Below are 21,407 nucleotides of genomic sequence, written 5' to 3' on the forward strand. Positions count from 1 at the left end.
CCTAAAAGGGGATGTCCGAATTCAGATCGTAGGTTTCGCGGGGACCGGAACCGCGCCCGGCCACACCCGCATCACCGCCTCCCTGAAAGCTGTCATCGTCCCGCTCGGGCTTGCCACCCAGCATGGTCAGTTCGCCGCGGAACTTCTGGAGCACCACTTCCGTCGAATACTTCTCGATGCCCTGCTGATCGGTCCATTTGCGGGTCTGGAGAGAGCCCTCGACGTAGACTAGAGAGCCCTTTTTCAGGTAGTTTTCCGCGACCTTGACCAGATGCTCGTTGAAGATGACGACGCGGTGGAATTCGGTCTTTTCCTTGCGCTCGCCGGTCGATTTGTCCTTCCAGCTTTCGGACGTGGCCAGAGACAGGTTGGCGACCTTCTCTCCGCTGTTGAGGACGCGGATTTCCGGGTCACGCCCGAGCGCGCCCACCAGGATCACCTTGTTGATCGAACCGGCCATTATGCGGCCTCCTTCAGTTGGGCGCCGTAGCGCGTTGTCAGGTCCGCGATCCGGCCGTCCAGTTCAGCGAGGAAGGCCACGACTTCGGCCTCCGTCGCTTCAATGAAGGCGTCGTCGCGGGGGATGCGGGTCAGGAAGAACCGCAGGTTTTCAGGCAGGCGCGGGTCGTAGGAAACGAAGTCGCACCAGTCGCGCCCGGTGCAGGCGAGTTGCCATTGCATTTGGGTGACGTACTTGGCTGCGGGCTTGCCGCTGGCGAGGGTTTCGAGGTGTGTCGAGGTTTGAGGGCACTTGATCTCCAAGAGCCCGTCCGTGCCGATCAGGCCGTCCGGTGACGCGCCTGCCATGCTGATCCGGGGGTGGTCCACGAAGGCGATCTGCTCGACCTCGGCATCCGTCCTGAAGGCGTAGGCGGCGCGAGCCTCGGGCTCCTTCTCTGTGCCCCAGCGCATCGCGTCGTTCATGAATGAGGGCGCGGTGTCGCCAGTCAGCCTCTCGCAAAGCAACTCGGCCAGATAGTTGGCGCGCGAGGCCGCGTAGCCGGATTTCGTCTTGGCGATCACGTCTGCCACGCGCGAGGCCGTAACCTTGCCGCGCCGGGCGTCGTGCCAAGCGTCGCTCCCTTGCTCGATCATTTTCCCGCTCCCTTGGCCTTCTGGCGCAGGGCGGCGATGGCGGGCTGATACTTGGCGGCCGGAATGTCAGCGACAGACGACGCGCCGATGTATTCAAGGAACGGCCCGATCTTGGAGCCGGTGGACTGGATCAGATCCCGGATTTCGTTCGCCTGGGTGTCGGTGATTACCGCGCCAGAGCCTCCCGACTGTCCGTCGTCATCCTCACCCCGGCTGGTCAGGTTCAGCAGCAGGCCCGCCGTGTAGCGCTTGCCGTAGGACGTGCTGGAGCCGACCGCCTGCACGGCGTTCTTGGAGCCGCTGGAGTCGTGGGGCAGGGTGATGGTGGTTTCTTCGGAGTGGCCTTCGCGGTGCGACAGGACGCCGGTTACCGTGATCTGGCCTTCCTGACGCCCGGTGCGGAACGACAGGGCAAAACCATGGGTGGCCAGCACCGGCTTGATGGCGTCGTTCACGTCCTCCCACAACGCATAGGTGGACTGGACCGTCTTGCCCTTGTCGGTGCTGATCTTGCCGCGCTCGCTGATGACGGGCAGGGCCGGGGCCATAGCGGCCAGCGCCGCCGCATAGGCCGCCTTCGCATCGCGGGCCATGATGCGCTCCTGCATTTCCAGCAGGCGCTCCATCTTGTCGATGTCCACGTTCGGATTGGTGGCGGCGCGCTCGATCACTGATATGATCGCGGTCGTGGCGGGCGCATCCTCGCGCATCACCACGTCGCCTTTCAGGGCGGGTTCAGACATAGGGGTTCTCCTCGAAAAAGGTCAGGTCGGAAGCGAAGACGACACGCTCGCCGCCGCAGTAGTCGCAGGGTCCGTTCGTGCAGTAGTGACACCGCACAAGGTCGCCATGCCTCGGCGCCCGGAACAGGTATTCATCACCACCCCCGGCGCTGTTATTGGCAGTCAGGCTTTCGCCCTCGCTCTTGCGAACCGCCGGTTCCTGGGTGGGTGATTGGGTGGGGGTCATGCCGCGATCTCCAAGGCGGGATACAGGTCGCGGGTTCGGAAGGTCAGCGGGCCGTCCTTGAAGTCGTAGGGGAGAACTTCGCCCTTCGGACCACGCCGGACATATTGCGCAGGCTGAACCCATGCGTAGTCACCGTGGACAGCGAGGACGTTTCCGACCCAATGGCCGTTAGTGACGACCGCGCCTGTTCCGAACGTCGCGCTCATACCGCCGCCCCATAGGCCGGAATGGAGAAGTCAAAATCTCGCCGTGTGGGTGTCGCGCGGGGGCGATAGACGCGCCGGGCCATGATGGTGACTTCCTCCAGATAGAGGCCGTCGTGGAGCATGGCGTTGTCCTTCACCCATGCGCGGGCTGCGTCTTGGCGGTCGAAGGTGCGGAGGGTGACGCCAGCGGCGTTCACAGCCTGGTAGTCGGTTCTAAGAACGCGTGTCATGCGAGCCTCGCAATGATGATGGGGAGCCAAACCCCGCAGATCGTCGCCAGAAAGACGGCGAAGCAGGACAGGGCCTCAGTTATGGAATGGCGGGTCATGATGGGTTCACGCCGCTTTCAGCGTCGTCCCCAGCGAGACTGTCAGACGCGGCGGTTCTCGCCTTCAGCAGGGCGATGCAGAGGGCGAGAGCGGGGGTTGGGGCCGTGACCTCGCCAAGACCATCGTGAAAGTCCTTCGGGACCGGCATGTAGATTTCAGCCTGCCCCGTGGGAGCGTCATCGTAGATGTTGCTTCCCGCCGTCCAGAGCGCCCCCGGCAGCACCCGCTCCACAAGGGCCACGGCAGCGTCTAGGCTCTCGGTGACAGATGCTCCGCGAAGAGCGCCGCCGACCTCCCAAATCCGTGGCTTCTCGGGGCGCTCGTAAATGCACCACGCGCTGTTGAAGCGAGACTGCGCAACCCATGTATCAGCCGGAGCGAGCGCGGCCTTGACGACGAGCGCCGACAGTTCTGGGCTCCCCACGGAAGCAGCCTCAAGCCGTGCAACAAGCTCGGTGGGTATGGAGGCGCTCGCGCCGGAATGAGCACTCATACCGTTCTCTCCTGTATAGTAGGGGAGAGCACTTCTATGTGCCCTCTCAGTTCGGCCATCAGAGCCTGGAACTTCTCGTTCTGCTGTTCGATCTCGTCTGGTCCTTCATGCTTGTTCAGGAGCATGGAGCGGGTGAGGATGGGGGCGGGAGCGACCCTCTCGCCGTTGCCCCGCGCTGGCATCGCGCGGCCCATCACTTGAACCCGCCCAGTTTGTTGAGTGCGTCGCGCAACTCACCGGCCGTCACGATGGGGCCGATCGGCTTGCTCCAATGGTGGTAGTTCGCCGGGTTCTGGGCCATCACGTAGAGGCGCGCGTCGTCGGCGTATTTGTCCAAGCCGATCAGGTTCTCGATCAGCGACTGGGCCATGCGGTTATCGCTCACGCCACAGCCCTCCGTTCAGGAGCATCCGAAGAGAAGAACGGATACCCGCCCTCAAGCTCGTTCATTGCGGAGGCGCGGATGACCTTGTGGCCACGAACCGCTCCCGACATGCCGTCGCAGACATGCTCCACCAGCTCGCTCGCCGTGACGCGCATCTCGCCGTAGCCCGAGGGCTTCATGATCGAGCAGTTCGACATGCGGTCGATCTTGCGGACGCCCTCCCGAATGGTCTGGGCAATGTCGATCCCGATAGCCGTCAGGGCCGCCGCGTCATCCCATGCCTCGGCAGGGTGAGGGGACTCCTGAACGAACGTGGTGATCTCGTCTTGAAGGGCTTGCGCCGTCATCGTCGTGCTCCATTACGGCTAGGCCGTTGGGGTGGGGGGGGTGGCGCTCAGAACGGCAGCGGCTCGTATTCAGGCGCAGTGGTGGCGGACGGGGCCGGGGCGTCACCGACGACAGCACCGAGTTCGTTCACCAGAACGGTCACCTCGTCGCGGGTGACGGTGGCGCCGAGCCGTTCCAGTTTGGAGACGGCGCTGTCGGCCTCGAAGGAGTGTTCGTAGTGTTCGACCTTCGTGCCGAAGTCCTCCAGCACGGCGGTCACTCGGTGGCGCTTCACGGCGTCGCCGGGCGTTTCGACCACCACGGCGAGGCCGGTGTATTGGCCAGCGCGAACGCGCATCTTTCCGATGATGACTTCGGTGACGGTCTTATCGACGGTCACAAGTTCGACGCCCGCGTAGGGCAGATCGGCGGCGGTCTTTACGGTCTTGAGTTGCATCGTGGTCGCTCCATTCGGCTAGGCCGTTGATGGAGGTCATCCTATACGATGTTTCGTAGTGCGCAAGCGATAAATACGAAAACCCGTAATCCGCTGCGCTACGGGCGGTCGTAGTTCTTGTTGCGAGTGTTGCGCAGGAACGCCAGAATTGACGAAGCCCCGCCGGTGAGACGGGGCCTCGCTTAACCTGCGTTATTGACTGGGGTGGCGCTTACCGGGGGCGCATACCCGTGACCTTCGCGGCCCAGGCTATCACCACGTCACTGATCGGGGCTTCAAACTGCGAGTGCAAGTGGAACAGCCCCGGCGTTCGGGCGGCCTGAACCTTCTTGAGCAGCACCCGCCCATCCTCCAGCCCGACGATGCATATTTCCCCAATCAGATCTTCGGTGATCGGAGAGCGCACGTCGTCATAGAAGACGACCCACCCATCAAACCACGGCCCCATGCTGGAGCCTGACACTTTGGCCGCGACCGTCTTGTCTGTCGCGTAGTCCGGGGCCTCTACATACTCGAACGGCCCTTGTCCCTCACTGAATGCGTGCACTTCTGACCCCGCCCCCACATAGTAGGCAATGGCCACTTCACGGTTGAGTGGCCCACCACCAAACAACTGCGCGACGGGAACGTCAAATGCGGTCGCGACCTTCTCCTCGGTCGTGCCCTTAAGTGAATCCGATTTACCCGAGAGGTAGCTGTAGAGGGTCGTCGGCGGCACTCCGGCGCGTTTCGCCACAATGGCAACGCTTCCGTGCTCATCTACGAAGCGTCGGAACCCCTCGCGTCTATCGTTAACCTGATCGCTCATGGGGCGGTCATGGCGCCAGATCACTTTGTTGGGAACGACGGTCTTTCGTAATAGGGCTTGCAACGAATACGAAAGATCGTAGTATGCGTTCCCATGAACACCATCGACGCAGCGATCCAGGCCGTGAAGGCCGCCGAAGACAAGGTGGGGGCTAAGGGCCTCTCCGAAGCCTCCGGCGTTCCGCTGACGACCATCTACACCCTGAGCGGCAAAGGCTGGCGTCACAAGAGCCTCGACAATCTTCGGAAGCTGCTGGACGCCGCCGAGCGGCTGAACGCTGCCCCCGCCAACGACGAACAATCAGCGGAGCGCGCGGCATGACCGCCCCCGCTCACGAACACGACGCTGTGCCCCCCGGCCGCGTCGTCAGGCCCGCCGTGGTTTCCCGAACCCCCCGGCCACGGCGGGCCGCCTTTTCTGAAATGGAGGCTGTCTGATGGCCGGGATCGTTTTTTCCCTCACCGTGACCCTTATCGCGCTGATCGCCGCTGCGGTCGAAATTGAGCGCGCCAAGCGGGCTTTTTCGTTCGCGTGGTTCTTGGTGTTCTTCGCCATGGGTTCGGTGGCTGGCCACCTCGTGCTGGCCCTTTGGGGGGTCGCCTAGATGCTGACCTTCGCCCTCGGTGTCGGGACCGGCGCCCTTCTCATCATCATCGGCGGGTGGGCGTTCATCGCCAGTCTGCCGCCCGCCCCGGAAGCTGACTACCCCGCGCCTGATCCAGCGTGGGCCGCCAATGACGACGGCCCTGAGGACCATCCCCCGGCCGCCGCCTGATTTTTCCCTTCCTTCCATAAGCCCGAACATACGGGGCGAGGGGGGAGGGGTCATCTGGAACGCCACCAAGAACAAAAGGTGCTCGCATGAACCCGAAACGACACGCCAAGCTGGCCCGCGACCTGATCGACGCCTGTGGCGGACTGGACGAAGCCGCGCACAACTGCCGCGTCGGCAAGTCCAGCCTGTCAGACTACCAGCTCCCCCAGATCAGCACCACCATGCCCGCCGACGTGATCGCGGACCTGGAAGCCTACTGCGGCGAGCCGATCTATTCCCGCGAACTGGCAGCGGCCCGGCCCTATGCCCCGATGGGCGGTTGCCCGGTGAAGGAAACGCACGACGTGGTGCAGTCGGCGGCGGCGTTGCTGCCTCTCGCTGACGATCTCAAGGCCGGTCGCCCCGGCGCTCTCGACGCCTTCCTCAACGGCATCGCCAACCTGAAAAGCGAAGCCCGCGAGTGCCACGCCGTCGCCGCCAACGAGGATTCCAACGTCACCAAGCTGGGGAGGGCGTGATGGCTTACTGCGACTTCAAGCCGGGGGATGAGGTGGTGGTGGTGGCAGTCGGAGAGGTTTCTGGCTGCTTCATCAGCGTCGGGCAGGTTCACGTCGTCAGGGAAGTGTCGCTCGTTCACGATGAATTTGGAAACCCGATTGCGTTCGATGACGGCGAGAAGTGCGGCGTCAAGCTCGTGGGCATCTACGCACAGCGTCCGGGCTCGGTTCACCGTGACGGCCATTTCCACCCGAGTTATTTCCGCAAGGTCCAGCGCCGCGATCTTTCCGCATGGCTGGAAACCGCCACTGATTACGAGGAGCCGAAGGTCAAGCGCGCCCCTGTGAAGGAGCGTGTGCAATGACCCGCTTCCTTCCCTTGGCCGCGCGCTACGCCTTCACCCGCTGGCGCCTCCGCCGCTTCACCCGCCCCATTGACCGCCAGATCGCCACGGCCCGGCGCAAGCACAAGCCGGTGAACCACCTGATAGCGGCCCGGCAGTCCTTCGTTCACGCCGCGCTGGCGGGAGGACGGGGATGACGAAATGCACCGTCCTGACCTGCACCCGCCGCCGTGATGATCGGTTCCTGGTGGTCTATCGGATGCCCGGCGCCATTACCGGATCAGCCATTTCAGACCGTGAGCTGAGAGAAGGCCAGTCCATCACCGTGAAAGACGGGGTGGTGCAATGAGCAACGTCGAGCGGTTCTGGACCAGCGAGCGCATCGCCTTGCTTGAGAGCTTGTGGATGGCGGGCAAATCCGCCGGTCAGGTGGCCCAAGCCATCGGAGGCGGCGCGACACGAAACGCGATCATCGGCAAGATACACCGCTTGGGGCTGGTCCGCGACCTTCCCACGAAGCCGGGGCGTGGGGTCGTTGTCAGACCCGCGAAAGCCGACTGGACGCCTGACGAAGACGCGACCTTGCGGAGACTGTTCAACGATCACCGCGCGAACCTCACCATCTCAGCGATGATGGACCGCTCGCCGTGGGCCGTTTCGCGTCGGATCAAATACCTCGGCTTGAAGCGCGAGCATCGCCCCAGCAGGCACACACCCGAGGTGGCCGAAGCCAACCGAGTCAGGTTCCGCAGCGAGGGCCGGGCCGCTGCTGATCGCGTGGCCGCCTTCGCTGACGCGACCGATGCCGTGCCCCTGATGTCTCGCAAGGCGGGCATGTGCGCGTGGCCGGTCGGCATTCCTGATCGGCCGGCGAACCAACTGTGTTGCGGCAAGACGGCGGAGGGAAGCTACTGCCCCGCGCATCGCCGCCTCGGCACCTCCGGCGACACGTTCACCCAGCGTGACATGACGCGCCTAATCCGGCGCTTTGCCGCATGACCCGAGCCTCCACCATACAGGAACAAGCCGCCGGTAAGATCGACGCGGCAAGGGCGAGGGAAGTCCGTGGCGAGCGTGACCGCATCATCGCGGACCATGCCCGGACCCAGGCATCGGCCTTCATCGGCCTGAACGACAACGAGCAGACAGCCTTCGCCAAGCACCTGATCCGCCACGCCCGCGAAGACCTGATGGCGCTTATCGACGCCCCCGGAGCCGCCGCCTTCCTCTCCAGCCAAGCCTATGAGGCAGGAAAGGGCATCCTGCCCAACAAGATCGCCAAGGCAAGGGCGGAGCAAATGTTCACGCGGGCCGCGAATGAGGGGGAGGGGGAATGAGCGTCACCGTCCACCATGGCGACAGCCGCGAGGTCTTGAAGGGCTTCGCTGATGCATCGGTCGACTCCGTCGTCTGTGACCCGCCCTATGCGCTGGTCAGCATCGGCAAGCGGTTCGGAGCGGAGAACGCGGCCCCGGCCAAGTCCGGTAAGAGTGGGGCATATGCTCGCGCCTCCGCTGGTTTCATGGGCCAGAAGTGGGACACGGGCGAGACGGCCTTTGACCCCGCGTTCTGGGTCGAGGTCAAGCGCGTCCTGAAGCCCGGCGGCCACCTGATCGCCTTCTCCGGGACTCGCACCTATCACCGCCTCGCCTGCGCTATCGAAGATGCGGGCTTCGAGATGCGGGACATGATCGCTTGGCTCTATGGGTCAGGCTTTCCCAAGTCGCACGACGTGAGCAAGGGAATCGACCGCAAGAACGGCGATGCCCGGCCCATCGTCGGAGATAGCCCCTTCGCTTCCCGCAAGCCGAACGGGTCCGGGGGCGTCAACAGCGTTGGCTTGTCATCCGAACCCGGCTCCGTCATCACTTCGGCGGCCTCGGCGGCCTCGGCGGCCTCGGCGGCCTCGGCGGCCTCGGCGGCTTGGGAAGGCTGGGGAACCGCCCTCAAGCCCGCGCTGGAGCCCATCGTCCTCGCCCGCAAGCCCCTCGCCGGAACCGTCGCGGCCAATGTGCTGGCGCACGGCACGGGGGCGCTGAACATCGACGGGTGTCGGATCGCGGGAGAGCCGACTGGCGAGCGGAAGAACAACGTCAGCCTCGGGTCCGCGTCTGGAGGTATTTACGGGACGGCGGGTGGATTCACATCATCCGGCCACAGCAATGGCCGCTGGCCCGCCAACGTCATCCATGACAGCAGCGAGGAAGTGGTGGCGGCTTTCCCTCCCAATTCTCCATCGAGCCCGGTTCGGGCGAAGGGCGATAGCCACACGCGCGGTCTCGATTTCCACATGACCGAGGGAAGTGGCTTTGGCGACAGCGGCTCCGCCGCCAGGTTCTTTTACAGCGCCAAGGCCGACGCCGCCGACCGCTGCGGATCGAAGCACCCGACCGTGAAGCCTATCGACCTGATGGCTTACCTCTGCCGTCTGGTGACGCAGCCGGGCGGCGTCGTGCTGGACCCCTTCGCGGGCTCCGGTTCGACCGGCATGGCCTGCCTGCGCGAAGGCTTCGACTGCGTCCTGATCGAGCGCGAGGCTCAATACGTGGCGGACATTCACCGCCGTCTGAAGCACGTCGAGGGAGCCGACACGCCGCTCTTCGCCGCCAATGATGAGCGTGGGGAGAGTGCAGCATGAACGCCCCCTTCACAGCCCCCCAGCCCGACACCGCCAGCGAGTATCTGGACATAGCCCGGCGCGTGGCCCTGATCCACGCCACCATCGGCGGTCCTGATCTCCACGAACAGGCCCGAGTGGCCAAGCGCATCATCCGTGCTGCTGGCCTCAACGCCATGGCCCTCAACCCCAGGCCCGAAGTCATCGCGGCATTGCGCGGATTGGCCGATGAACTGGAGAATTCTCTATGAGCGCACAGACCATCAATATCGCAGACGTGCGCGTGAACGGAGGCACACAGTCTCGCGCATCAATCGACCGGGGCGTGGTGTCCGACTACGCCGAGGCCATGAAAGACGGGGCCGAGTTCCCGCCCATCGTCGTGTTCTTCGACGGTTCGGCCTACTGGCTGGCGGATGGCTTCCATCGGTATGAAGCCTACTCACTGGCCCAGGTCTACGACGTTCCCGCTGACGTGCGGCAGGGGACGCAGCGCGATGCCATCCTGTTCAGCGTCGGCGCCAATGCCGCGCACGGGCTGCGCCGGACCAATGACGATAAGCGCCGGGCAGTGATGACGCTGCTGAATGATCCCGAGTGGGCTGCATGGTCGGATCGGGAGATCGGGCGACAGTGCGGGGTTGGAAATCGCTTCGTTGGTGACGTTCGTAAAGCTCACTGTGTCCCGGACACAGTGAGCCAGGAGCGCACCTATACCACGAAGCACGGCACGACCGCGACAATGCAGACCGCCAACATCGGCACGTCATCTGCGGGGAAGGCGACGGATCGTCCGGCGCCCGAACCTGACCGCGCCGGAACCGCCGAACCTATCCAAACAGCGCCAGATTCCGCCAAGGACGACCCAGAGACCAAGGCCCGGCGCGAGATCGCGCGGCTGTCGCAGGACGGCATGATTGACGAGATCATCGGCCTTCGCGCCGACCTAGACGACGCCAAGGCCAGGATCGAGGAAGTCACCCGCGAGCGCGACGACTTCAAGGCGAAGTGGAAAGAGGCCACGTCCTCCGACCTGGGCCGCGCCCTCGGCAATGCACAGCGGCGGCTCGATACCGTCACCGGCCGGATGAACGAATACCAGGCGCAGGTGAAGCGCATGGAGTTCAGGGCGAAGAAGGCCGAGGCGCGGGTCAAGGAACTTGAGGACATGGAGGTCGTCCCGGCATGACCTCGATCCTTTCACGCATCCGGGCCAACGGCGGCGATGTGACCCGGCAGGAATGGCGCTTCGCCTTCAAGCGCGGACGGCTGTCGCAAGAGGCTGTGGCGTGGGTAAAGGCCCGCTGGTCCGAGGTCTGCGCCGAGGCTTGGCCGCCCTTCTGGGATTGGCAGGAGCGCGCCGCCATCCGCGAATATGACGGCGGGCAGATTCGGGCCGATGCGGAGCGCGACGCTTACGGCGAGGTCGCGCAATGCTGAGCCTCGTTGACCCGAAAGAGATCGTCCTGCGGGACTATCAGTCGAACGCGATTGACGCCCTGCGCGCCAATATCCGGGAGGGCCGCCGCCGCCTGATTCTGTGCGCGGGCACCGGGGCGGGCAAGACCATCTGTGCAGCCCATCTACTGAGGGAGGCCAGCCGAAAGGCCAGCTACGCCCTGTTCATCGTGGACCGCGTGGCGCTGGTGAACCAGACCAGCGAGGTCATGGACGAGTACGGCGTCGAGCATGGCGTGATCCAGGGCATCAACCGCCGCTGGTCGCCGCGCGAGCATGTGCAGATTTGCTCTGCCCAGACGCTGGCCCGGCGCGGCCTGCCCAGAGAGCCGGACCTGATCATCGTTGACGAGGCCCACTGTCAGTATGAGGCCACGCTGAACCTGATGAAGCGCTATCCCTGCGCGGTGAAGGTGGGCCTGACCGCTACGCCGTTCACGAAGGGCATGGGCCAGCATTGGGATGGCATGGTCAACGTCATCCCGACGCGCCAACTGATCAGCGAAGGCTATCTGATCGAGCCGAAAATCTACATCGCCAAGAGCCCGGATGAAGCGGAGTTCAGCAAGAACAGCTTCGGAGAGTTCAGCGACGAGAGCGCCGCATCGGCAGGCATCAAGATCGTCGGGGACGTGGTGAAGGAGTGGGAGGCCAAGACCCAGGAGCATTTCGGCGGCCCCGCCAAGACCATCGTTTTCAGCCCCACGGTGGAGCATGGCCGCGAGCTTTGCGCCGCCTTCTCGGCCGCCGGGTACAACTTCCAGCAGATCAGCTACCTGGACAGGGACGATGACGCCCGCGCCCAGAAAATTGCAGAGTTCCGACGCCCCGACAGCATCATTCACGGCCTCGTTTCCTGCGGCGTCCTGACAAAGGGCTTCGACGTTCCGGACGTGCGGATCGGCATCAGCTGCAAGCCCTATCGCAAGAGTCTCTCCAGCCACATTCAGGAGATCGGCCGCGTGATGCGGACCATCCCTGGTGAGGACAAGAAAGCCCTGTGGCTTGATCACTCAGGCAACTTTGAGCGGTTCGCCCTGGACATGTACGACGTGTGGGAGAACGGCCCCGGCGAAATGGACAAGGCCGAGAAGCGCGACAGCGCGGCCCGCGAGCGCAACGAACAGGTCCGCGAGAAGGTGGTCTGCCCGGAATGCTCTGGCGGGTTGCGCGGCAACACCTGCATGTCCTGCGGATGGGAGCGCCCGGCCCGATCACACATCCACGCCGTTGAAGGAGAGCTTCGGGAGTTCGATCCTTCGGCTCTTGGCATAGAGGCAAGAGCGGGGCTCCGGGCGGAGTGCTTGAAGCACCCGCGCAAGGTCTGGGAAGCGGCCCTTCACTACAGTGTTTACAACGGCGCGCGAGGTGAGGAAGCAGCTCGAAAGCGAGCCTACGCCGTATACTGCGGAATCTACCCCGGATCGAAGCCCGCCTTCGGCTGGTTCGACATGCCGGTCCCCGCCATCGTTGACCCTAACGCCTACGCTCTGATCGAGCGAGAGGTTCGTCGTTTCAGGAAGCAGACCAACATGCGGAGGGCCGCATGACGCGCACCCTTGCCGAGGCGCTGCACGACGCCTGCGCAGTAGTCGGCATCCAGCCGCCGAACCATCACGTCAAGCCGGGCCAGTGGGTCCGGACGAACACTCTCGGCAAGAACGGCAAGGGCGACGGCGCGGTCCTGATCTTTGATGACGAGCGCGGCGGCATGGTCTGGAACCACCAGACGGCCCGGAACCAGCGGTTCAGGATCGACGGGGCCAATGACAACGCCCCGGTTGACCCGAGGATGGAGGCGAAGCGCAAGGCCCGCGAAGCTGAACGGGAAAAGGAACGCCGACAGGTCGAGCGCGTCTGTGCCGACATCGTGCGGGCCTGCCGGTCTGAGGTGCATCCCTATCTGGAGAAGAAGGGCTTCCCTGATGAGTTGGGGCTGGTCTGCGACGACCCACGCGAGCATTTCCCGCGTGGCCGGTTCGGGGATCTTCTGGCCAAGGCCATGCCCGAGGGCGAGGGGCCGTTCCTGATCGTTCCCGGCCGTGTCGGCAAGACGATCACCACCATTCAGTTCATCACCCCGGACGGGGCAAAGAAGAACATCCTTCGCGGCGTCATGTCTGGCGCATCCCACAGGATCGCCACAGGGCGCGATACATGGGTCTGCGAGGGCATCGGCACGGCCATGACCGTGAGGGCCGCCCTGCGGCTTCTGGGGGCGTCTGTGACGGTCCTGTCGGCCTTCTCTGCGTCTAACGTCGGGCAAGTGGCGGAAGCCATCGCTGGGTCACGCATCGCAGCGGACCACGACAAGCCCGTCGAGGCTCTGGAGGGACTTGGCGCGGGGGAATTCTACGCCCGCCGATCCGGTCGGAAGTGGACCATGCCGAAGGTCGCGGGAGAGGACTTCAACGACCTTCACCAGCGTGAGGGCCTTCGGGCCGTAGCGCTGCACCTGAGGGAGGCTATGGGATGAATAGAGCATCCCCCTCACGCTCAAAGAGAGGGGGTCCATTCTGGTTGGTCGGTTTCGATGAGAGACGGCGGCGGCGGAAATGGGAAGGCCCACCGTGGGGCAGGAACCAGGGCAAGCGCAGTCCGAAAGAGAGAAGCGCGGTTCCCGGCGCGTCGCAATGGCGCCGACATAGTAGCTCTCAACGGTGCGGGGGATGCGACCCCACCACACCGGCCCAAGGCGGCGGCCCGGCTCCGGCCAGCAAGATCGTCACGGGTATAGGGACTAGCCGTCAGCGAGATAATCGCTGGGGGCTAGTCGTCCTATGCCCGGACAACAGCCCTTTCCAGCCAGCAAATCAGTATAGACTCAGGAACTACAGGATGAATCTGAAACAGACACTCAGGGCGCGAGACATGATCCCGGCGAACGATTTTACCTACCGCGTCCTAGCCGATGGCCTGATCCACCAGGCTGAAATGCTCCCGAAGAAGCACCCCGCCGCGCGCCATCTGCGGGAGGCCGCCGCGTCGTTGCTTGACGCCGACATGTGCCTCTCCCCCGCCAACGACACCGCTATTCAATCGAAAAGGGGAGTGGGGTGAAGACTTTGGCTCATTCGGCTTCGCCTCATACCCAGCCGGGCGCCGCTCACAACGTCGCTGATCGGGAACCGGCGTCGCACCGCCATACGGTCGGCGTCTATCGTTCCGAAGCGGAGACCCGACGCATGTCGCACCCCGCGTTCGCCGCGCTTCTCGATCAATGGGCGCAAGCTGCCGAGGCAAGGGCCGCGCTCTGCGAAAGCTACGCACAGCCTGACCTTTTCGGAGGTTCCGCATGAAGGTTCTGGACCTGTTCAGCGGCATCGGCGGCTTCTCCCTCGGTCTGGAGCGCGCCGGTTTCGAGACGGTGGCGTTCTGCGAGATCGACCCCGCCCGAAGAGCCGATCTGGCCCTCGCGTGGCCCGGCGTTCCTATCTTTGAGGACGTGAGTACGCTTCGCGCTAAAGACGTAGGAGCGGTTGACCTTATTTCGGCAGGGTTTCCCTGTCAGGACATTTCAACGGCAGGCAGGAAGGCCGGCATTCATGGCGAAAGAACTGGCCTCTTTTCTGAAATCATCCGCCTCATGGGCGACCTTCGACCAAGATACGCAATCATGGAAAACTCCGCAGACCTCCTTACTGGAGAGCGCGGCGGGTGGGCAGGACACGTTTTTGGAGAGTTGGCCTCGCTCGGGTATGATGCGGAGTGGCACGTTATACCCGCTGCCGGACTTGGTGCCCCGCACGAGCGCGAGCGCGTCTGGATCATTGCTACCGACGCCCGTTGCCCGCTCGAGCAGCAGCGGAGCAAGCTATTTTTTGGACGGCGGTTCACACGCGCGGGCCAAGCTGCGGCGGTTGTTGCCAACGATTACTGTGAACGGGAACTACAATCGGGTTGGCGCTTCACCGACCAGTGGGGACGGACTCTATACGACCCTGAACGCGCTTGGCCTGAAACCTGGATCGAAAAGCTGTCACAGCTTCGCGGCGTGGATGATGGGCTACCCGGAGGGCTGGCCACACAGACAGCGAGACAGTTCGGTAACAGCGTAGTCCCCCATATCCCCGAGCTAATCGGCCGCGCCATCCTCGCAGCGGAAGCCGAAGTGAGCCGGAAGGCCGCCGCATGACGCCCGCCGTTCCCCCTCGCTCGCTGGATATTTTCCGTAAGGAAAATGAACAAAGAGAACCTGACCCCCAACCGGAGAACACCTGATGGACAGCCTTAGTTCATTCCGCGCTGACGCGCTCCATACCCAGCGAGGCCAGTCTTTCCAGTCGCGCGTTCTGCCGTGGCTTATGGAGTGCTTCGGCGCTGAGATCGCTGCGGACAAGGTAGAGCGGTGTGACCGCTTTATCGAAGAGGCACTGGAACTGGCGCAGTCGCTGGACTGGCCCATAGAGCGCGCTCACGCCTTGGTCGAATACGTCTTCAATCGGCCCAAGGGCGAACCGCATCAGGAAGTCGGCGGGGTCATGGTCACGCTGGCGGCGCTCTGCGAAGCGGCTGGCCTCGACATGCAGGCGGGCGGCGATGACGAGCTGGCGCGCATCATGCGGCCGGAAATCGTCCTCAAGATCAGGGCGAAGCAGGCCGCCAAACCGACAGGTTCAGCGCTCCCGATTGCCCCACCACAGACGGGTATGGAGCCCGAAGGGCGGAATGAACACAACGCCCCCACCACCCCGGAGACTGTCTGACATGGCCCGCCGCAACCGCAAGCCCTCGACCCCGCGCGTCGTCTGCCATGCCAACGACAACGCCAGCAGGGTGGCCAACGACTACAACCCGGAGGCCCTGACTGGCGATCAGCTAAGGCGCATCAACAAGGCGGAACGCAAACTGCGGTCCAACGACCCGGCGGTTCGCGCGGCGGGCACTGCCGATCTGGCCAAGGTGGAGCACGAAAGGCGCCAGCGCGTCGAGAGCGCCCGCCGCGCGGAGAACATCAGCGAGACGCTGGCGCTGGAGGCGCTTCGCGACCCGGAGGCCAGTCACACGGTCTCCACCGCCACCGCCACACGCGGTCGCATCCATCTGGGCAATCGGGACGGTCTGGAGAGCCTGTGGGTGTCGGGGCGCATCACGGATGCCCAGCGACAGGCGGGCCGCTCCTACCGCACCAGCTTCGAGGTGGCCAACCAGTCGGTCAAATCGGGCCTGAACTTCATCACGGGCGGCCCGGGCCAGGCCGCGCCCCAGGATGACCGCATCGCTAGAGCCAAGGGCGAGGTGGTCCGGCTTGAGCGCATGGTGGTGGACTCCACGGACAAGGCCAACGAGCAAGGCCGCCGCCTACTGTGCCTGCGCGAGATCGCCGGGGCGGGCCACACCCTGAACCGGGTCGCGGGCGAGGGATCAAGCCATGCTCGCCATATGTTGAGCTTTCGCGCCGCGTTGGACGCTATCGCTTGACCGGGGAAGGAAATGGTGCGACAAATCGCTATGCTCCCGCATAGCGCGGTGCAGCCAACCAATCCACCCTACGTCCTGATCTGCGGAGACGGGCTAGAGGGGATCGGGAGAGAGTTTCGCCGTCGTAGCTCAGTTGGAAGAGCGCCCGCCTTGTAAGCGGATTGTCCGGGGTTCGATTCCTCGCTGCGGCACCAGTTCACAGTGGAAGCGCCGCCTTAGCTCAGCCGGTAGAGCGCCGTTCACTGATCGGATGTCGTGGGTTCAAATCCCGCAGGCGGCCTTTCACTGTGAAGCCACCGGCCCTCGGGCCACAGAGATCGTGCGAGCGGCGTTGAAGGAAACGCACTGGTGGTAGTTCGGTAGCGACAGAAACAGGATCGTCGCAAGGCGACTGGAAACGAGCCGGACTGACCCCGGCGCGACACGCACCGAGCGGGTATCAAGCCCCGCCTCGCACGACACCATCCCCGGCTCATTCGTGACCGGGCACGGCGGCGGGTTAGGACTGGTGTTTCTCGGTTGCCCGCCGCCAGCTTTATTCAGGAGGGCGGATATGACGTTCATGCTTTTGCTGGCGGCTCTGTCCGCTTGCCTGTTCACTGTGTTCTTTCGGCCCTTCACGCACCTGCCGTTCCCCTACACGGCAGACGAGCAGACGATGGCCCGATGTGCCGCCTTCGATGCGTGGGATGACGCCATGCGAGGCCGTAACGTGTTCGCCGGCCTGCACTTGTTCAGGCGCACAAGCTGCGCCCGAACCGTCAATCTGGCCTGCCGACACTGGCCGCACCTGCTTTGCTGGCAGTGGATATTGGCGCTCGATGTTCGCCCGCATCGTCCGATGCTCTGGCACTTCCACCGTAGCGGACCCGGCGCAATGGGCGGCGAAAGCTGGACCCTCCGCTTCCTGTGGCTGTTCTGCCTCCGCTATCAGCGTCAAGCCTCTGACCGTATCACCCAGCCCGGCCCGCTCCGCAGCGAGGCTCCCGAGGTCTATCCTCGCGACCACCATCTGAAGCTGGTCGCGTAGCCCCATCGCCCTGCCCACCGGACGAACATCCAAACGATGAACCCTGAAAACCCAGCCGGATAGTGGCGGGGCGATACCTATTGGAGGCCGCATGGCGAATAAGCCGATAGGCCGCCCGAGTAAGTTTTCCGACGCCTATTGCGGCGAGGTGATCGAGTTCATGGGCCAAGGCTACAGCCTGACAGCCTTTGCTGGCGAGATCGGCGTGGCCCGCTCCACCATCAATGTCTGGATGGATGAGCACCCCTCATTTTCGGAAGCGGTAAAAATAGGGCAGGCGAAACGCACCCGCTGCCTGGAGAAAACGCTGCTGGCCGGCGAGACCGGCCCCAAGGTCACAAGCCACATTTTCGCGCTGAAGAACGCGGACCCGGAGGGCTGGCGCGACCGCCACGAATACGACCATCAGTCCAGTGACGGCAGCATGACGCCGCCCGGTGCGGTGATCTACCAGTTGCCGGATAATGGACGGGGCTGAACCGAAGGTCATCCGTCCGCAGCCGGGGCCACAGGAAAGGTTTCTCGCGTCGGCGGCCGACATTGCCATCTACGGCGGCGCGGCGGGCGGCGGTAAGACATTCGCCCTTCTGCTGGAGCCCGTCAGGCACAGCGCTAACGCCGAGTTCGGCGGCGTCATATTCCGGCGAACGACAGTCCAGGTTCGGAATGAGGGCGGGCTCTGGGATGAGAGCGAGAAGCTTTACCCGCACCTGGGGGCAACGCCGATCCAGCACACGCTGGACTGGCGGTTCCCATCCGGGTCGAGGATCGGGTTTTCCCACCTGGAGCATGACAAGACTGTCTTGAACTATCAGGGCTCGCAGATCCCATTCATCGGTTTCGATGAGCTGACGCACTTCAGCCAGAAGCAGTTCTGGTACATGGTTAGCCGGAACCGGTCCATGAGCGGGGTACGGCCCTACATCCGCGCCACCTGCAACCCGGACGCTGATAGTTGGGTTGCTGAGTTCATCAGTTGGTGGATCGATCAAGAGACTGGTCTGCCCATCCCTGATCGCGCTGGCGTTCTGAGGTGGTTCGTCAGGGTCAATGACAAACTGGTCTGGGGTGACAGCCCCGAAGAACTTGAAGCGCTCCACCCCGGCATTCCGCCGAAGTCGCTGACGTTCGTGCCTGCCAAACTGTCGGACAATGCCGCGCTCATGGCAGCGGATCCCGGCTATCTGGCGAACCTTATGGCCCTGCCGAGCGTGGAGCGCGAAAGGCTTCTCGGCGGCAACTGGAAGATCAGAGCGGCGGCGGGGCTGCTGTTCAAGCGGTCATGGTGCAAGGTCGTGGACGCGCCTCCTGCTGAGATGGATGTCGTGCGCGGTTGGGACATCGCGGGCACGCCGAAGACAGACGACAACGACCCCGACTGGACGGCAGGAACGAAGATCGGTCGATGCAAGCGCACTGGTCGGTTCATTGTTCTGCACCACGTCAGAGACAGGGACACGCCCCACAAGATCGAGGCCCTGATTGAGAACACCGCCAGCCAGGACGGCAAGGGCGTCGAGATCAGCATTCCTCAAGACCCCGCGCAGGCCGGTAAGTGGCAGGCGATCAATCTGGTGAAGTTGCTGGCGGGTTACACGGCCCGGAAGTCTCCAGAGAGCGGCGACAAGGAAGTCAGGTTCGGCCCGTTCTCAGCTCAGTGCGAGGCGGGCAACGTGGACGTTCTTCGCGGGCCTTGGAACGAAGACTGGTTCACGGCCCTAGAGGGCTTCCCTGACGCGGCCCATGACGACGACGCAGACTCCACGTCGCGTGCCTTCAATGTGCTGGCGCTCAAAGACAAGCCTGAAACGACCACCACTGCCGTGCGGGGGCTCTACTGATGACAGAAGCAGTGGCGAACCTGCATCCTGACTACACCGCCCGCGCGCCGGAATGGTCCCTTATGCGAGACGCTGCATGGGGGGAAAGCGCCGTAAAGGACGCGGGCGAGACCTATCTCCCAAAGCCGGGTGGGTTCAAATCCCAGTCTGACGGCGGGGTGGCCATGTATGCGGCCTACAAGACCCGCGCCGGGTTCCCTGAGATTGTCTCACCAGCCGTTCTTTCCATGGTCGGCGTCATCCACCAGGCCGAGATCAAGATCGACCTTCCTGCGGGCCTTGAGGGCATGTGGGAGCGGGCCACGGCTGACGGGCTTCCGCTGGAGGCGTTTCACCGCCGCATCACCGCCGAGCTGCTAACCACGGGCCGCTATGCCGTTCTGACCGATGCGCCCTCGACGGGCTCGGTTCCTTGGCTGGCCGGCTATCAAGCTGAGAGCCTGATCAACTGGTCTGACGACCGGACCATGTTCGTGCTGGACGAGTCCGGGTTAGTCCGCGACGGGTTCAGTTGGGAAGAGAAAAAGCAGTATCTGGCCCTCTTGATGGAGGAAGGGCGCTACGTCGGCAGGCGCTACGACCAGGCCGGGAACGTGATCGAGGGGCAGGAGGCCCAGCCGACCACGGCAAGGCGCGAAACCTTGGCCGAAATCCCGCTGGTGGTGATCGGCCCCCGTGATCTGGCGCTCAAGCCGGAGACGCCGCCGCTGATCGCCATCGCCCGTTCCGCCAAGGCCATGTATCAGCTTTCGGCGGACTACCGCTGGCAACTGTTCATGACCGGGCAGGAGACGCTCTTCGTCATCAACGGAGACGCGCCCGATACGGTTGGAGCCGGGGTCGTGGTGGCGCTGAAGGGCGGGTCTGACGGCAATCCGCCGAACGCCAAGTATGTTGGGCCAGCCGGAACCGGGATCGAGGCCCACCGCAAGGCCATACAGGACGAAGCCCAGAACGCGGCCAACGCCGGGGCACGGCTTTTCAACAGCGGCGACAAAGGCGTTGAGAGCGGCGTCGCCCAGCGCTTTCGCTTCTCTGCCGAGACCGCCTCCCTGATCAGCATCGCGCAGGCCAGCTGTGCCGGGCTGGAGAAGGCCCTTCGCTATGCTGGCCGGATGATCGGCCTGTCTGACGCGGAAATCGCTCAGATCATCGTCAAGCCCCCCGCGACCCTCGCTGACCGCGAGATGACCCCGGAGCGCATGGCCGCGATCATGGGGCTCTGGGAAAAGGCCCTGATCTCCTACGAGACGGCCTACGAGAACCTTCAACAGGGCGGTGTCGCCAACCCCGACCGGACATGGGAGCAGGAGCAGGCCCTGATCGACCGCGAGGATAGCGGTGCGGAGGATGCGCGAGCCGCCCTTCCGCCGCCGCTGGACCCTGACGAAGCGGTCTGAAAATCAACCACCCCCGCCCGCCTCGCGCGGGCTTTTTCATGCGCCCTCAGTGAGCGGCGCGCATCCCCAAGGAGCGGCCAGTGGCCCTGCAATCAATTGTTACCGACATCGATGCTGTCGATGAAGCCGTGCGTGACCACTACGTCGAGACTGACGGAAAGTGGGTTCTCCAGATCGAGGGCGTGAAGGATCACCCTGACGCCCAGGCCCTTCGTCGAGCCCTTGAGCGGGTCCGGCAGGAAAAGGCGGCTCTCCAGACCGAGCATGACGCCGCCAAGGCCCGGCTGGACGGCCTGCCCGACGATTTCGACGCCAGTGCCTACGAGACCTTGAAAGCCCAGGCGGACGGCAAAGAGCCTCTCAAGACTGACGAGCAGCTTGTGCGTGTCCGGGAGCAACTGGAGCGAAAACACGCCGACGCGGTGGCCAAGAAGGACGCCGAGATCGGCAAGCTCCAGGGCGCCATCGAAAAGCTGACCATCGAGGACGGGCTTTCCCGCGCGATGGACGAAGCCAACATCGATCCCAAGCACAAGAAGAAGCTGGCCCCGTATCTGCGCTCTCTCGGCAAGATCAAGATGCACGAGGACGACGGCGAGTTCTCTGCCGAGGTCGATACCGACATGGGGCCGGTCAGCCTGACCAAGTTCGTGTCGGATTGGGCCGGGTCGGACGACGGCAAGGAATATGTCGGCAAGCCCACGGGGCTGGACAGCCGAGGATCGGACGGTCGCCGGATGGAGGGCAATCCCTTCGCCAAGACCAACTGGAACAAGACCGAACAGGGCCGCGTCATGAACGCAGACCGCGCCAAGGCCGAACGCATGGCCAAGGCTGCGGGATTCCCTTCGCTCGATCGAGCTATTCAGGCCAGCGCACCTCTCGCCGCCTGACACCGTGGGCAGTGTCCACACCTACCCGCAGCCAGCCAGTGGCCGGCTGATTTCACACTGAA

General features: G+C 64.0%; 35 protein-coding genes and 2 tRNA genes. 26 read left to right on the top strand and 11 right to left on the bottom strand.

Translation table 11 applies throughout. The features are described 5' to 3' along the window. Nucleotide 1: 1 nt before the first annotated feature. The 11 genes from ssb to ACK4FB_RS07965 all read right to left on the bottom strand — a co-directional run bounded on the left by ssb (nucleotide 2) and on the right by ACK4FB_RS07965 (nucleotide 5,069). Nucleotides 2–460, bottom strand: coding sequence for a single-stranded DNA-binding protein (gene ssb / locus ACK4FB_RS07915; RefSeq protein ID WP_409750209.1), 459 nt, complete (start codon nucleotides 458–460; stop codon nucleotides 2–4). After that, nucleotides 460–1,095, bottom strand: a complete 636-nt coding sequence (locus tag ACK4FB_RS07920) for a lambda exonuclease family protein (protein ID WP_409750212.1) — start codon at nucleotides 1,093–1,095, stop codon at nucleotides 460–462. Before ACK4FB_RS07920 ends, ssb begins: the two co-directional genes overlap by 1 nt. After that, the gene (locus ACK4FB_RS07925; RefSeq protein WP_409750215.1) at nucleotides 1,092–1,838 is read right to left on the bottom strand and encodes an ERF family protein; all 747 of its coding nucleotides are present in this window, start codon (nucleotides 1,836–1,838) and stop codon (nucleotides 1,092–1,094) included. The genes ACK4FB_RS07920 and ACK4FB_RS07925 overlap by 4 nt, the downstream gene beginning before the upstream one ends. Further along, a complete protein-coding gene (locus ACK4FB_RS07930; protein ID WP_409750218.1) occupies nucleotides 1,831–2,064 on the bottom strand; it encodes a hypothetical protein in 234 nt (77 codons plus the stop codon). Before ACK4FB_RS07930 ends, ACK4FB_RS07925 begins: the two co-directional genes overlap by 8 nt. Next, nucleotides 2,061–2,270 (bottom strand): hypothetical protein, encoded by a 210-nt coding sequence (locus ACK4FB_RS07935; RefSeq protein WP_409750221.1) that lies wholly within the window; start codon nucleotides 2,268–2,270, stop codon nucleotides 2,061–2,063. Before ACK4FB_RS07935 ends, ACK4FB_RS07930 begins: the two co-directional genes overlap by 4 nt. Next, nucleotides 2,267–2,500 carry a hypothetical protein gene (locus ACK4FB_RS07940; RefSeq protein ID WP_409750224.1) on the bottom strand — a complete coding sequence of 78 codons (234 nt, stop codon included), beginning with the start codon at nucleotides 2,498–2,500 and terminating at the stop codon, nucleotides 2,267–2,269. Before ACK4FB_RS07940 ends, ACK4FB_RS07935 begins: the two co-directional genes overlap by 4 nt. A gap of 94 nt (nucleotides 2,501–2,594) precedes the next feature. Then, the gene (locus tag ACK4FB_RS07945; protein ID WP_409750227.1) at nucleotides 2,595–3,092 is read right to left on the bottom strand and encodes a hypothetical protein; all 498 of its coding nucleotides are present in this window, start codon (nucleotides 3,090–3,092) and stop codon (nucleotides 2,595–2,597) included. Nucleotides 3,093–3,285: 193 nt separating this feature from the next. Next, on the bottom strand, nucleotides 3,286–3,462 hold the full coding sequence (locus ACK4FB_RS07950; RefSeq protein WP_409750230.1) for a hypothetical protein: 177 nt from the start codon (nucleotides 3,460–3,462) through the stop codon (nucleotides 3,286–3,288). An 11-nt stretch (nucleotides 3,463–3,473) separates the two neighbouring features. Beyond that, a complete protein-coding gene (locus ACK4FB_RS07955; protein ID WP_409750233.1) occupies nucleotides 3,474–3,824 on the bottom strand; it encodes a hypothetical protein in 351 nt (116 codons plus the stop codon). 47 nt (nucleotides 3,825–3,871) lie between these two features. Next, nucleotides 3,872–4,261: a hypothetical protein gene (locus ACK4FB_RS07960; RefSeq protein ID WP_409750236.1), complete on the bottom strand. Its 390-nt coding sequence runs from the start codon at nucleotides 4,259–4,261 to the stop codon at nucleotides 3,872–3,874. A 211-nt stretch (nucleotides 4,262–4,472) separates the two neighbouring features. Beyond that, a complete protein-coding gene (locus ACK4FB_RS07965; RefSeq protein ID WP_409750239.1) occupies nucleotides 4,473–5,069 on the bottom strand; it encodes a hypothetical protein in 597 nt (198 codons plus the stop codon). A 93-nt stretch (nucleotides 5,070–5,162) separates the two neighbouring features. Here ACK4FB_RS07965 and ACK4FB_RS07970 point away from each other — a divergent pair, with 93 nt between their 5' ends. The 26 genes from ACK4FB_RS07970 (at nucleotide 5,163) to ACK4FB_RS08095 (ending at nucleotide 21,345) form a co-directional block, all read left to right on the top strand. Beyond that, entirely contained in the window at nucleotides 5,163–5,390 is a 228-nt protein-coding gene (locus ACK4FB_RS07970; protein WP_409750242.1) for a hypothetical protein, read from the top strand. Between the two features lie 115 nt (nucleotides 5,391–5,505). Next, nucleotides 5,506–5,673, top strand: a complete 168-nt coding sequence (locus ACK4FB_RS07975) for a hypothetical protein (protein ID WP_409750245.1) — start codon at nucleotides 5,506–5,508, stop codon at nucleotides 5,671–5,673. Continuing rightward, a complete protein-coding gene (locus ACK4FB_RS07980) occupies nucleotides 5,674–5,844 on the top strand; it encodes a hypothetical protein (protein WP_409750249.1) in 171 nt (56 codons plus the stop codon). An 86-nt stretch (nucleotides 5,845–5,930) separates the two neighbouring features. Continuing rightward, nucleotides 5,931–6,362, top strand: coding sequence for a hypothetical protein (locus tag ACK4FB_RS07985; protein WP_409750252.1), 432 nt, complete (start codon nucleotides 5,931–5,933; stop codon nucleotides 6,360–6,362). Beyond that, nucleotides 6,362–6,706 (top strand): hypothetical protein, encoded by a 345-nt coding sequence (locus ACK4FB_RS07990; RefSeq protein WP_409750255.1) that lies wholly within the window; start codon nucleotides 6,362–6,364, stop codon nucleotides 6,704–6,706. Before ACK4FB_RS07985 ends, ACK4FB_RS07990 begins: the two co-directional genes overlap by 1 nt. Continuing rightward, nucleotides 6,703–6,882 carry a hypothetical protein gene (locus ACK4FB_RS07995; protein ID WP_409750258.1) on the top strand — a complete coding sequence of 60 codons (180 nt, stop codon included), beginning with the start codon at nucleotides 6,703–6,705 and terminating at the stop codon, nucleotides 6,880–6,882. Before ACK4FB_RS07990 ends, ACK4FB_RS07995 begins: the two co-directional genes overlap by 4 nt. Further along, nucleotides 6,879–7,034: a hypothetical protein gene (locus tag ACK4FB_RS08000; RefSeq protein ID WP_409750261.1), complete on the top strand. Its 156-nt coding sequence runs from the start codon at nucleotides 6,879–6,881 to the stop codon at nucleotides 7,032–7,034. The genes ACK4FB_RS07995 and ACK4FB_RS08000 overlap by 4 nt, the downstream gene beginning before the upstream one ends. Beyond that, the gene (locus tag ACK4FB_RS08005; RefSeq protein ID WP_409750264.1) at nucleotides 7,031–7,684 is read left to right on the top strand and encodes a GcrA family cell cycle regulator; all 654 of its coding nucleotides are present in this window, start codon (nucleotides 7,031–7,033) and stop codon (nucleotides 7,682–7,684) included. The genes ACK4FB_RS08000 and ACK4FB_RS08005 overlap by 4 nt, the downstream gene beginning before the upstream one ends. Next, entirely contained in the window at nucleotides 7,681–8,022 is a 342-nt protein-coding gene (locus tag ACK4FB_RS08010; protein ID WP_409750267.1) for a hypothetical protein, read from the top strand. Before ACK4FB_RS08005 ends, ACK4FB_RS08010 begins: the two co-directional genes overlap by 4 nt. Further along, complete coding sequence (locus ACK4FB_RS08015) at nucleotides 8,019–9,323, top strand: DNA-methyltransferase (protein ID WP_409750270.1); 1,305 nt, start codon at nucleotides 8,019–8,021, stop codon at nucleotides 9,321–9,323. The genes ACK4FB_RS08010 and ACK4FB_RS08015 overlap by 4 nt, the downstream gene beginning before the upstream one ends. Then, nucleotides 9,320–9,553, top strand: a complete 234-nt coding sequence (locus ACK4FB_RS08020) for a hypothetical protein (protein WP_409750273.1) — start codon at nucleotides 9,320–9,322, stop codon at nucleotides 9,551–9,553. Before ACK4FB_RS08015 ends, ACK4FB_RS08020 begins: the two co-directional genes overlap by 4 nt. Further along, nucleotides 9,550–10,491 carry a ParB N-terminal domain-containing protein gene (locus ACK4FB_RS08025; protein WP_409750276.1) on the top strand — a complete coding sequence of 314 codons (942 nt, stop codon included), beginning with the start codon at nucleotides 9,550–9,552 and terminating at the stop codon, nucleotides 10,489–10,491. Before ACK4FB_RS08020 ends, ACK4FB_RS08025 begins: the two co-directional genes overlap by 4 nt. Then, nucleotides 10,488–10,742, top strand: a complete 255-nt coding sequence (locus tag ACK4FB_RS08030) for a hypothetical protein (RefSeq protein WP_409750279.1) — start codon at nucleotides 10,488–10,490, stop codon at nucleotides 10,740–10,742. The genes ACK4FB_RS08025 and ACK4FB_RS08030 overlap by 4 nt, the downstream gene beginning before the upstream one ends. Continuing rightward, entirely contained in the window at nucleotides 10,736–12,310 is a 1,575-nt protein-coding gene (locus tag ACK4FB_RS08035; RefSeq protein ID WP_409750281.1) for a DEAD/DEAH box helicase, read from the top strand. The genes ACK4FB_RS08030 and ACK4FB_RS08035 overlap by 7 nt, the downstream gene beginning before the upstream one ends. Next, a complete protein-coding gene (locus tag ACK4FB_RS08040) occupies nucleotides 12,307–13,236 on the top strand; it encodes a hypothetical protein (RefSeq protein ID WP_409750284.1) in 930 nt (309 codons plus the stop codon). Before ACK4FB_RS08035 ends, ACK4FB_RS08040 begins: the two co-directional genes overlap by 4 nt. Nucleotides 13,237–13,598: 362 nt before the next feature. Next, nucleotides 13,599–13,820: a hypothetical protein gene (locus ACK4FB_RS08045; protein WP_409750287.1), complete on the top strand. Its 222-nt coding sequence runs from the start codon at nucleotides 13,599–13,601 to the stop codon at nucleotides 13,818–13,820. Nucleotides 13,821–14,055: 235 nt separating this feature from the next. Next, entirely contained in the window at nucleotides 14,056–14,895 is an 840-nt protein-coding gene (locus tag ACK4FB_RS08050) for a DNA cytosine methyltransferase (protein ID WP_409750290.1), read from the top strand. 85 nt (nucleotides 14,896–14,980) lie between these two features. Continuing rightward, entirely contained in the window at nucleotides 14,981–15,466 is a 486-nt protein-coding gene (locus ACK4FB_RS08055; protein ID WP_409750293.1) for a hypothetical protein, read from the top strand. Nucleotide 15,467: 1 nt separating this feature from the next. Beyond that, nucleotides 15,468–16,181 (top strand): hypothetical protein, encoded by a 714-nt coding sequence (locus ACK4FB_RS08060; protein ID WP_409750296.1) that lies wholly within the window; start codon nucleotides 15,468–15,470, stop codon nucleotides 16,179–16,181. 118 nt (nucleotides 16,182–16,299) lie between these two features. After that, a tRNA-Thr gene (locus ACK4FB_RS08065) sits at nucleotides 16,300–16,375 on the top strand. Nucleotides 16,376–16,390: 15 nt separating this feature from the next. Then, nucleotides 16,391–16,461: transfer RNA gene (locus ACK4FB_RS08070), tRNA-Val, on the top strand. Nucleotides 16,462–16,734: 273 nt separating this feature from the next. Further along, a complete protein-coding gene (locus ACK4FB_RS08075; protein WP_409750299.1) occupies nucleotides 16,735–17,211 on the top strand; it encodes a hypothetical protein in 477 nt (158 codons plus the stop codon). A gap of 91 nt (nucleotides 17,212–17,302) precedes the next feature. Continuing rightward, nucleotides 17,303–17,689 carry a hypothetical protein gene (locus ACK4FB_RS08080; RefSeq protein WP_409750302.1) on the top strand — a complete coding sequence of 129 codons (387 nt, stop codon included), beginning with the start codon at nucleotides 17,303–17,305 and terminating at the stop codon, nucleotides 17,687–17,689. Further along, nucleotides 17,676–19,052, top strand: a complete 1,377-nt coding sequence (gene terL / locus ACK4FB_RS08085; RefSeq protein ID WP_409750305.1) for a phage terminase large subunit — start codon at nucleotides 17,676–17,678, stop codon at nucleotides 19,050–19,052. Before ACK4FB_RS08080 ends, terL begins: the two co-directional genes overlap by 14 nt. Then, a complete protein-coding gene (locus tag ACK4FB_RS08090; RefSeq protein ID WP_409750308.1) occupies nucleotides 19,052–20,452 on the top strand; it encodes a DUF4055 domain-containing protein in 1,401 nt (466 codons plus the stop codon). Before terL ends, ACK4FB_RS08090 begins: the two co-directional genes overlap by 1 nt. Before the next feature lie 80 nt (nucleotides 20,453–20,532). After that, nucleotides 20,533–21,345: a hypothetical protein gene (locus tag ACK4FB_RS08095; protein WP_409750311.1), complete on the top strand. Its 813-nt coding sequence runs from the start codon at nucleotides 20,533–20,535 to the stop codon at nucleotides 21,343–21,345. Nucleotides 21,346–21,407 lie beyond the last annotated feature (62 nt).

This window comes from Brevundimonas sp. (assembly GCF_046299535.1).
Taxonomy (GTDB): Bacteria; Pseudomonadota; Alphaproteobacteria; order Caulobacterales; family Caulobacteraceae; genus Brevundimonas.

Coding starts and splice junctions, on each gene's coding strand:
- ACK4FB_RS07985 (WP_409750252.1), top strand. CDS start 5,931: ATGAACCCGAAACGACACGCCAAGCTGGCCCGCGACCTGATCGACGCC.
- ACK4FB_RS07930 (WP_409750218.1), bottom strand. CDS start 2,064: ATGACCCCCACCCAATCACCCACCCAGGAACCGGCGGTTCGCAAGAGC.
- terL (WP_409750305.1), top strand. CDS start 17,676: ATGGACGGGGCTGAACCGAAGGTCATCCGTCCGCAGCCGGGGCCACAG.
- ACK4FB_RS07940 (WP_409750224.1), bottom strand. CDS start 2,500: ATGACACGCGTTCTTAGAACCGACTACCAGGCTGTGAACGCCGCTGGC.
- ACK4FB_RS08000 (WP_409750261.1), top strand. CDS start 6,879: ATGACGAAATGCACCGTCCTGACCTGCACCCGCCGCCGTGATGATCGG.
- ACK4FB_RS07970 (WP_409750242.1), top strand. CDS start 5,163: ATGAACACCATCGACGCAGCGATCCAGGCCGTGAAGGCCGCCGAAGAC.
- ACK4FB_RS07975 (WP_409750245.1), top strand. CDS start 5,506: ATGGCCGGGATCGTTTTTTCCCTCACCGTGACCCTTATCGCGCTGATC.
- ACK4FB_RS08055 (WP_409750293.1), top strand. CDS start 14,981: ATGGACAGCCTTAGTTCATTCCGCGCTGACGCGCTCCATACCCAGCGA.
- ACK4FB_RS08075 (WP_409750299.1), top strand. CDS start 16,735: ATGACGTTCATGCTTTTGCTGGCGGCTCTGTCCGCTTGCCTGTTCACT.
- ACK4FB_RS08050 (WP_409750290.1), top strand. CDS start 14,056: ATGAAGGTTCTGGACCTGTTCAGCGGCATCGGCGGCTTCTCCCTCGGT.
- ACK4FB_RS08035 (WP_409750281.1), top strand. CDS start 10,736: ATGCTGAGCCTCGTTGACCCGAAAGAGATCGTCCTGCGGGACTATCAG.
- ACK4FB_RS07925 (WP_409750215.1), bottom strand. CDS start 1,838: ATGTCTGAACCCGCCCTGAAAGGCGACGTGGTGATGCGCGAGGATGCG.
- ACK4FB_RS07990 (WP_409750255.1), top strand. CDS start 6,362: ATGGCTTACTGCGACTTCAAGCCGGGGGATGAGGTGGTGGTGGTGGCA.
- ACK4FB_RS07955 (WP_409750233.1), bottom strand. CDS start 3,824: ATGACGGCGCAAGCCCTTCAAGACGAGATCACCACGTTCGTTCAGGAG.
- ACK4FB_RS08080 (WP_409750302.1), top strand. CDS start 17,303: ATGGCGAATAAGCCGATAGGCCGCCCGAGTAAGTTTTCCGACGCCTAT.
- ACK4FB_RS08030 (WP_409750279.1), top strand. CDS start 10,488: ATGACCTCGATCCTTTCACGCATCCGGGCCAACGGCGGCGATGTGACC.
- ACK4FB_RS07995 (WP_409750258.1), top strand. CDS start 6,703: ATGACCCGCTTCCTTCCCTTGGCCGCGCGCTACGCCTTCACCCGCTGG.
- ACK4FB_RS08060 (WP_409750296.1), top strand. CDS start 15,468: ATGGCCCGCCGCAACCGCAAGCCCTCGACCCCGCGCGTCGTCTGCCAT.
- ACK4FB_RS07945 (WP_409750227.1), bottom strand. CDS start 3,092: ATGAGTGCTCATTCCGGCGCGAGCGCCTCCATACCCACCGAGCTTGTT.
- ACK4FB_RS07920 (WP_409750212.1), bottom strand. CDS start 1,095: ATGATCGAGCAAGGGAGCGACGCTTGGCACGACGCCCGGCGCGGCAAG.
- ACK4FB_RS08010 (WP_409750267.1), top strand. CDS start 7,681: ATGACCCGAGCCTCCACCATACAGGAACAAGCCGCCGGTAAGATCGAC.
- ACK4FB_RS07935 (WP_409750221.1), bottom strand. CDS start 2,270: ATGAGCGCGACGTTCGGAACAGGCGCGGTCGTCACTAACGGCCATTGG.
- ACK4FB_RS08020 (WP_409750273.1), top strand. CDS start 9,320: ATGAACGCCCCCTTCACAGCCCCCCAGCCCGACACCGCCAGCGAGTAT.
- ssb (WP_409750209.1), bottom strand. CDS start 460: ATGGCCGGTTCGATCAACAAGGTGATCCTGGTGGGCGCGCTCGGGCGT.
- ACK4FB_RS08045 (WP_409750287.1), top strand. CDS start 13,599: ATGAATCTGAAACAGACACTCAGGGCGCGAGACATGATCCCGGCGAAC.
- ACK4FB_RS07980 (WP_409750249.1), top strand. CDS start 5,674: ATGCTGACCTTCGCCCTCGGTGTCGGGACCGGCGCCCTTCTCATCATC.
- ACK4FB_RS08040 (WP_409750284.1), top strand. CDS start 12,307: ATGACGCGCACCCTTGCCGAGGCGCTGCACGACGCCTGCGCAGTAGTC.
- ACK4FB_RS08005 (WP_409750264.1), top strand. CDS start 7,031: ATGAGCAACGTCGAGCGGTTCTGGACCAGCGAGCGCATCGCCTTGCTT.
- ACK4FB_RS08015 (WP_409750270.1), top strand. CDS start 8,019: ATGAGCGTCACCGTCCACCATGGCGACAGCCGCGAGGTCTTGAAGGGC.
- ACK4FB_RS07960 (WP_409750236.1), bottom strand. CDS start 4,261: ATGCAACTCAAGACCGTAAAGACCGCCGCCGATCTGCCCTACGCGGGC.
- ACK4FB_RS08025 (WP_409750276.1), top strand. CDS start 9,550: ATGAGCGCACAGACCATCAATATCGCAGACGTGCGCGTGAACGGAGGC.
- ACK4FB_RS07950 (WP_409750230.1), bottom strand. CDS start 3,462: ATGGCCCAGTCGCTGATCGAGAACCTGATCGGCTTGGACAAATACGCC.
- ACK4FB_RS07965 (WP_409750239.1), bottom strand. CDS start 5,069: ATGAGCGATCAGGTTAACGATAGACGCGAGGGGTTCCGACGCTTCGTA.
- ACK4FB_RS08090 (WP_409750308.1), top strand. CDS start 19,052: ATGACAGAAGCAGTGGCGAACCTGCATCCTGACTACACCGCCCGCGCG.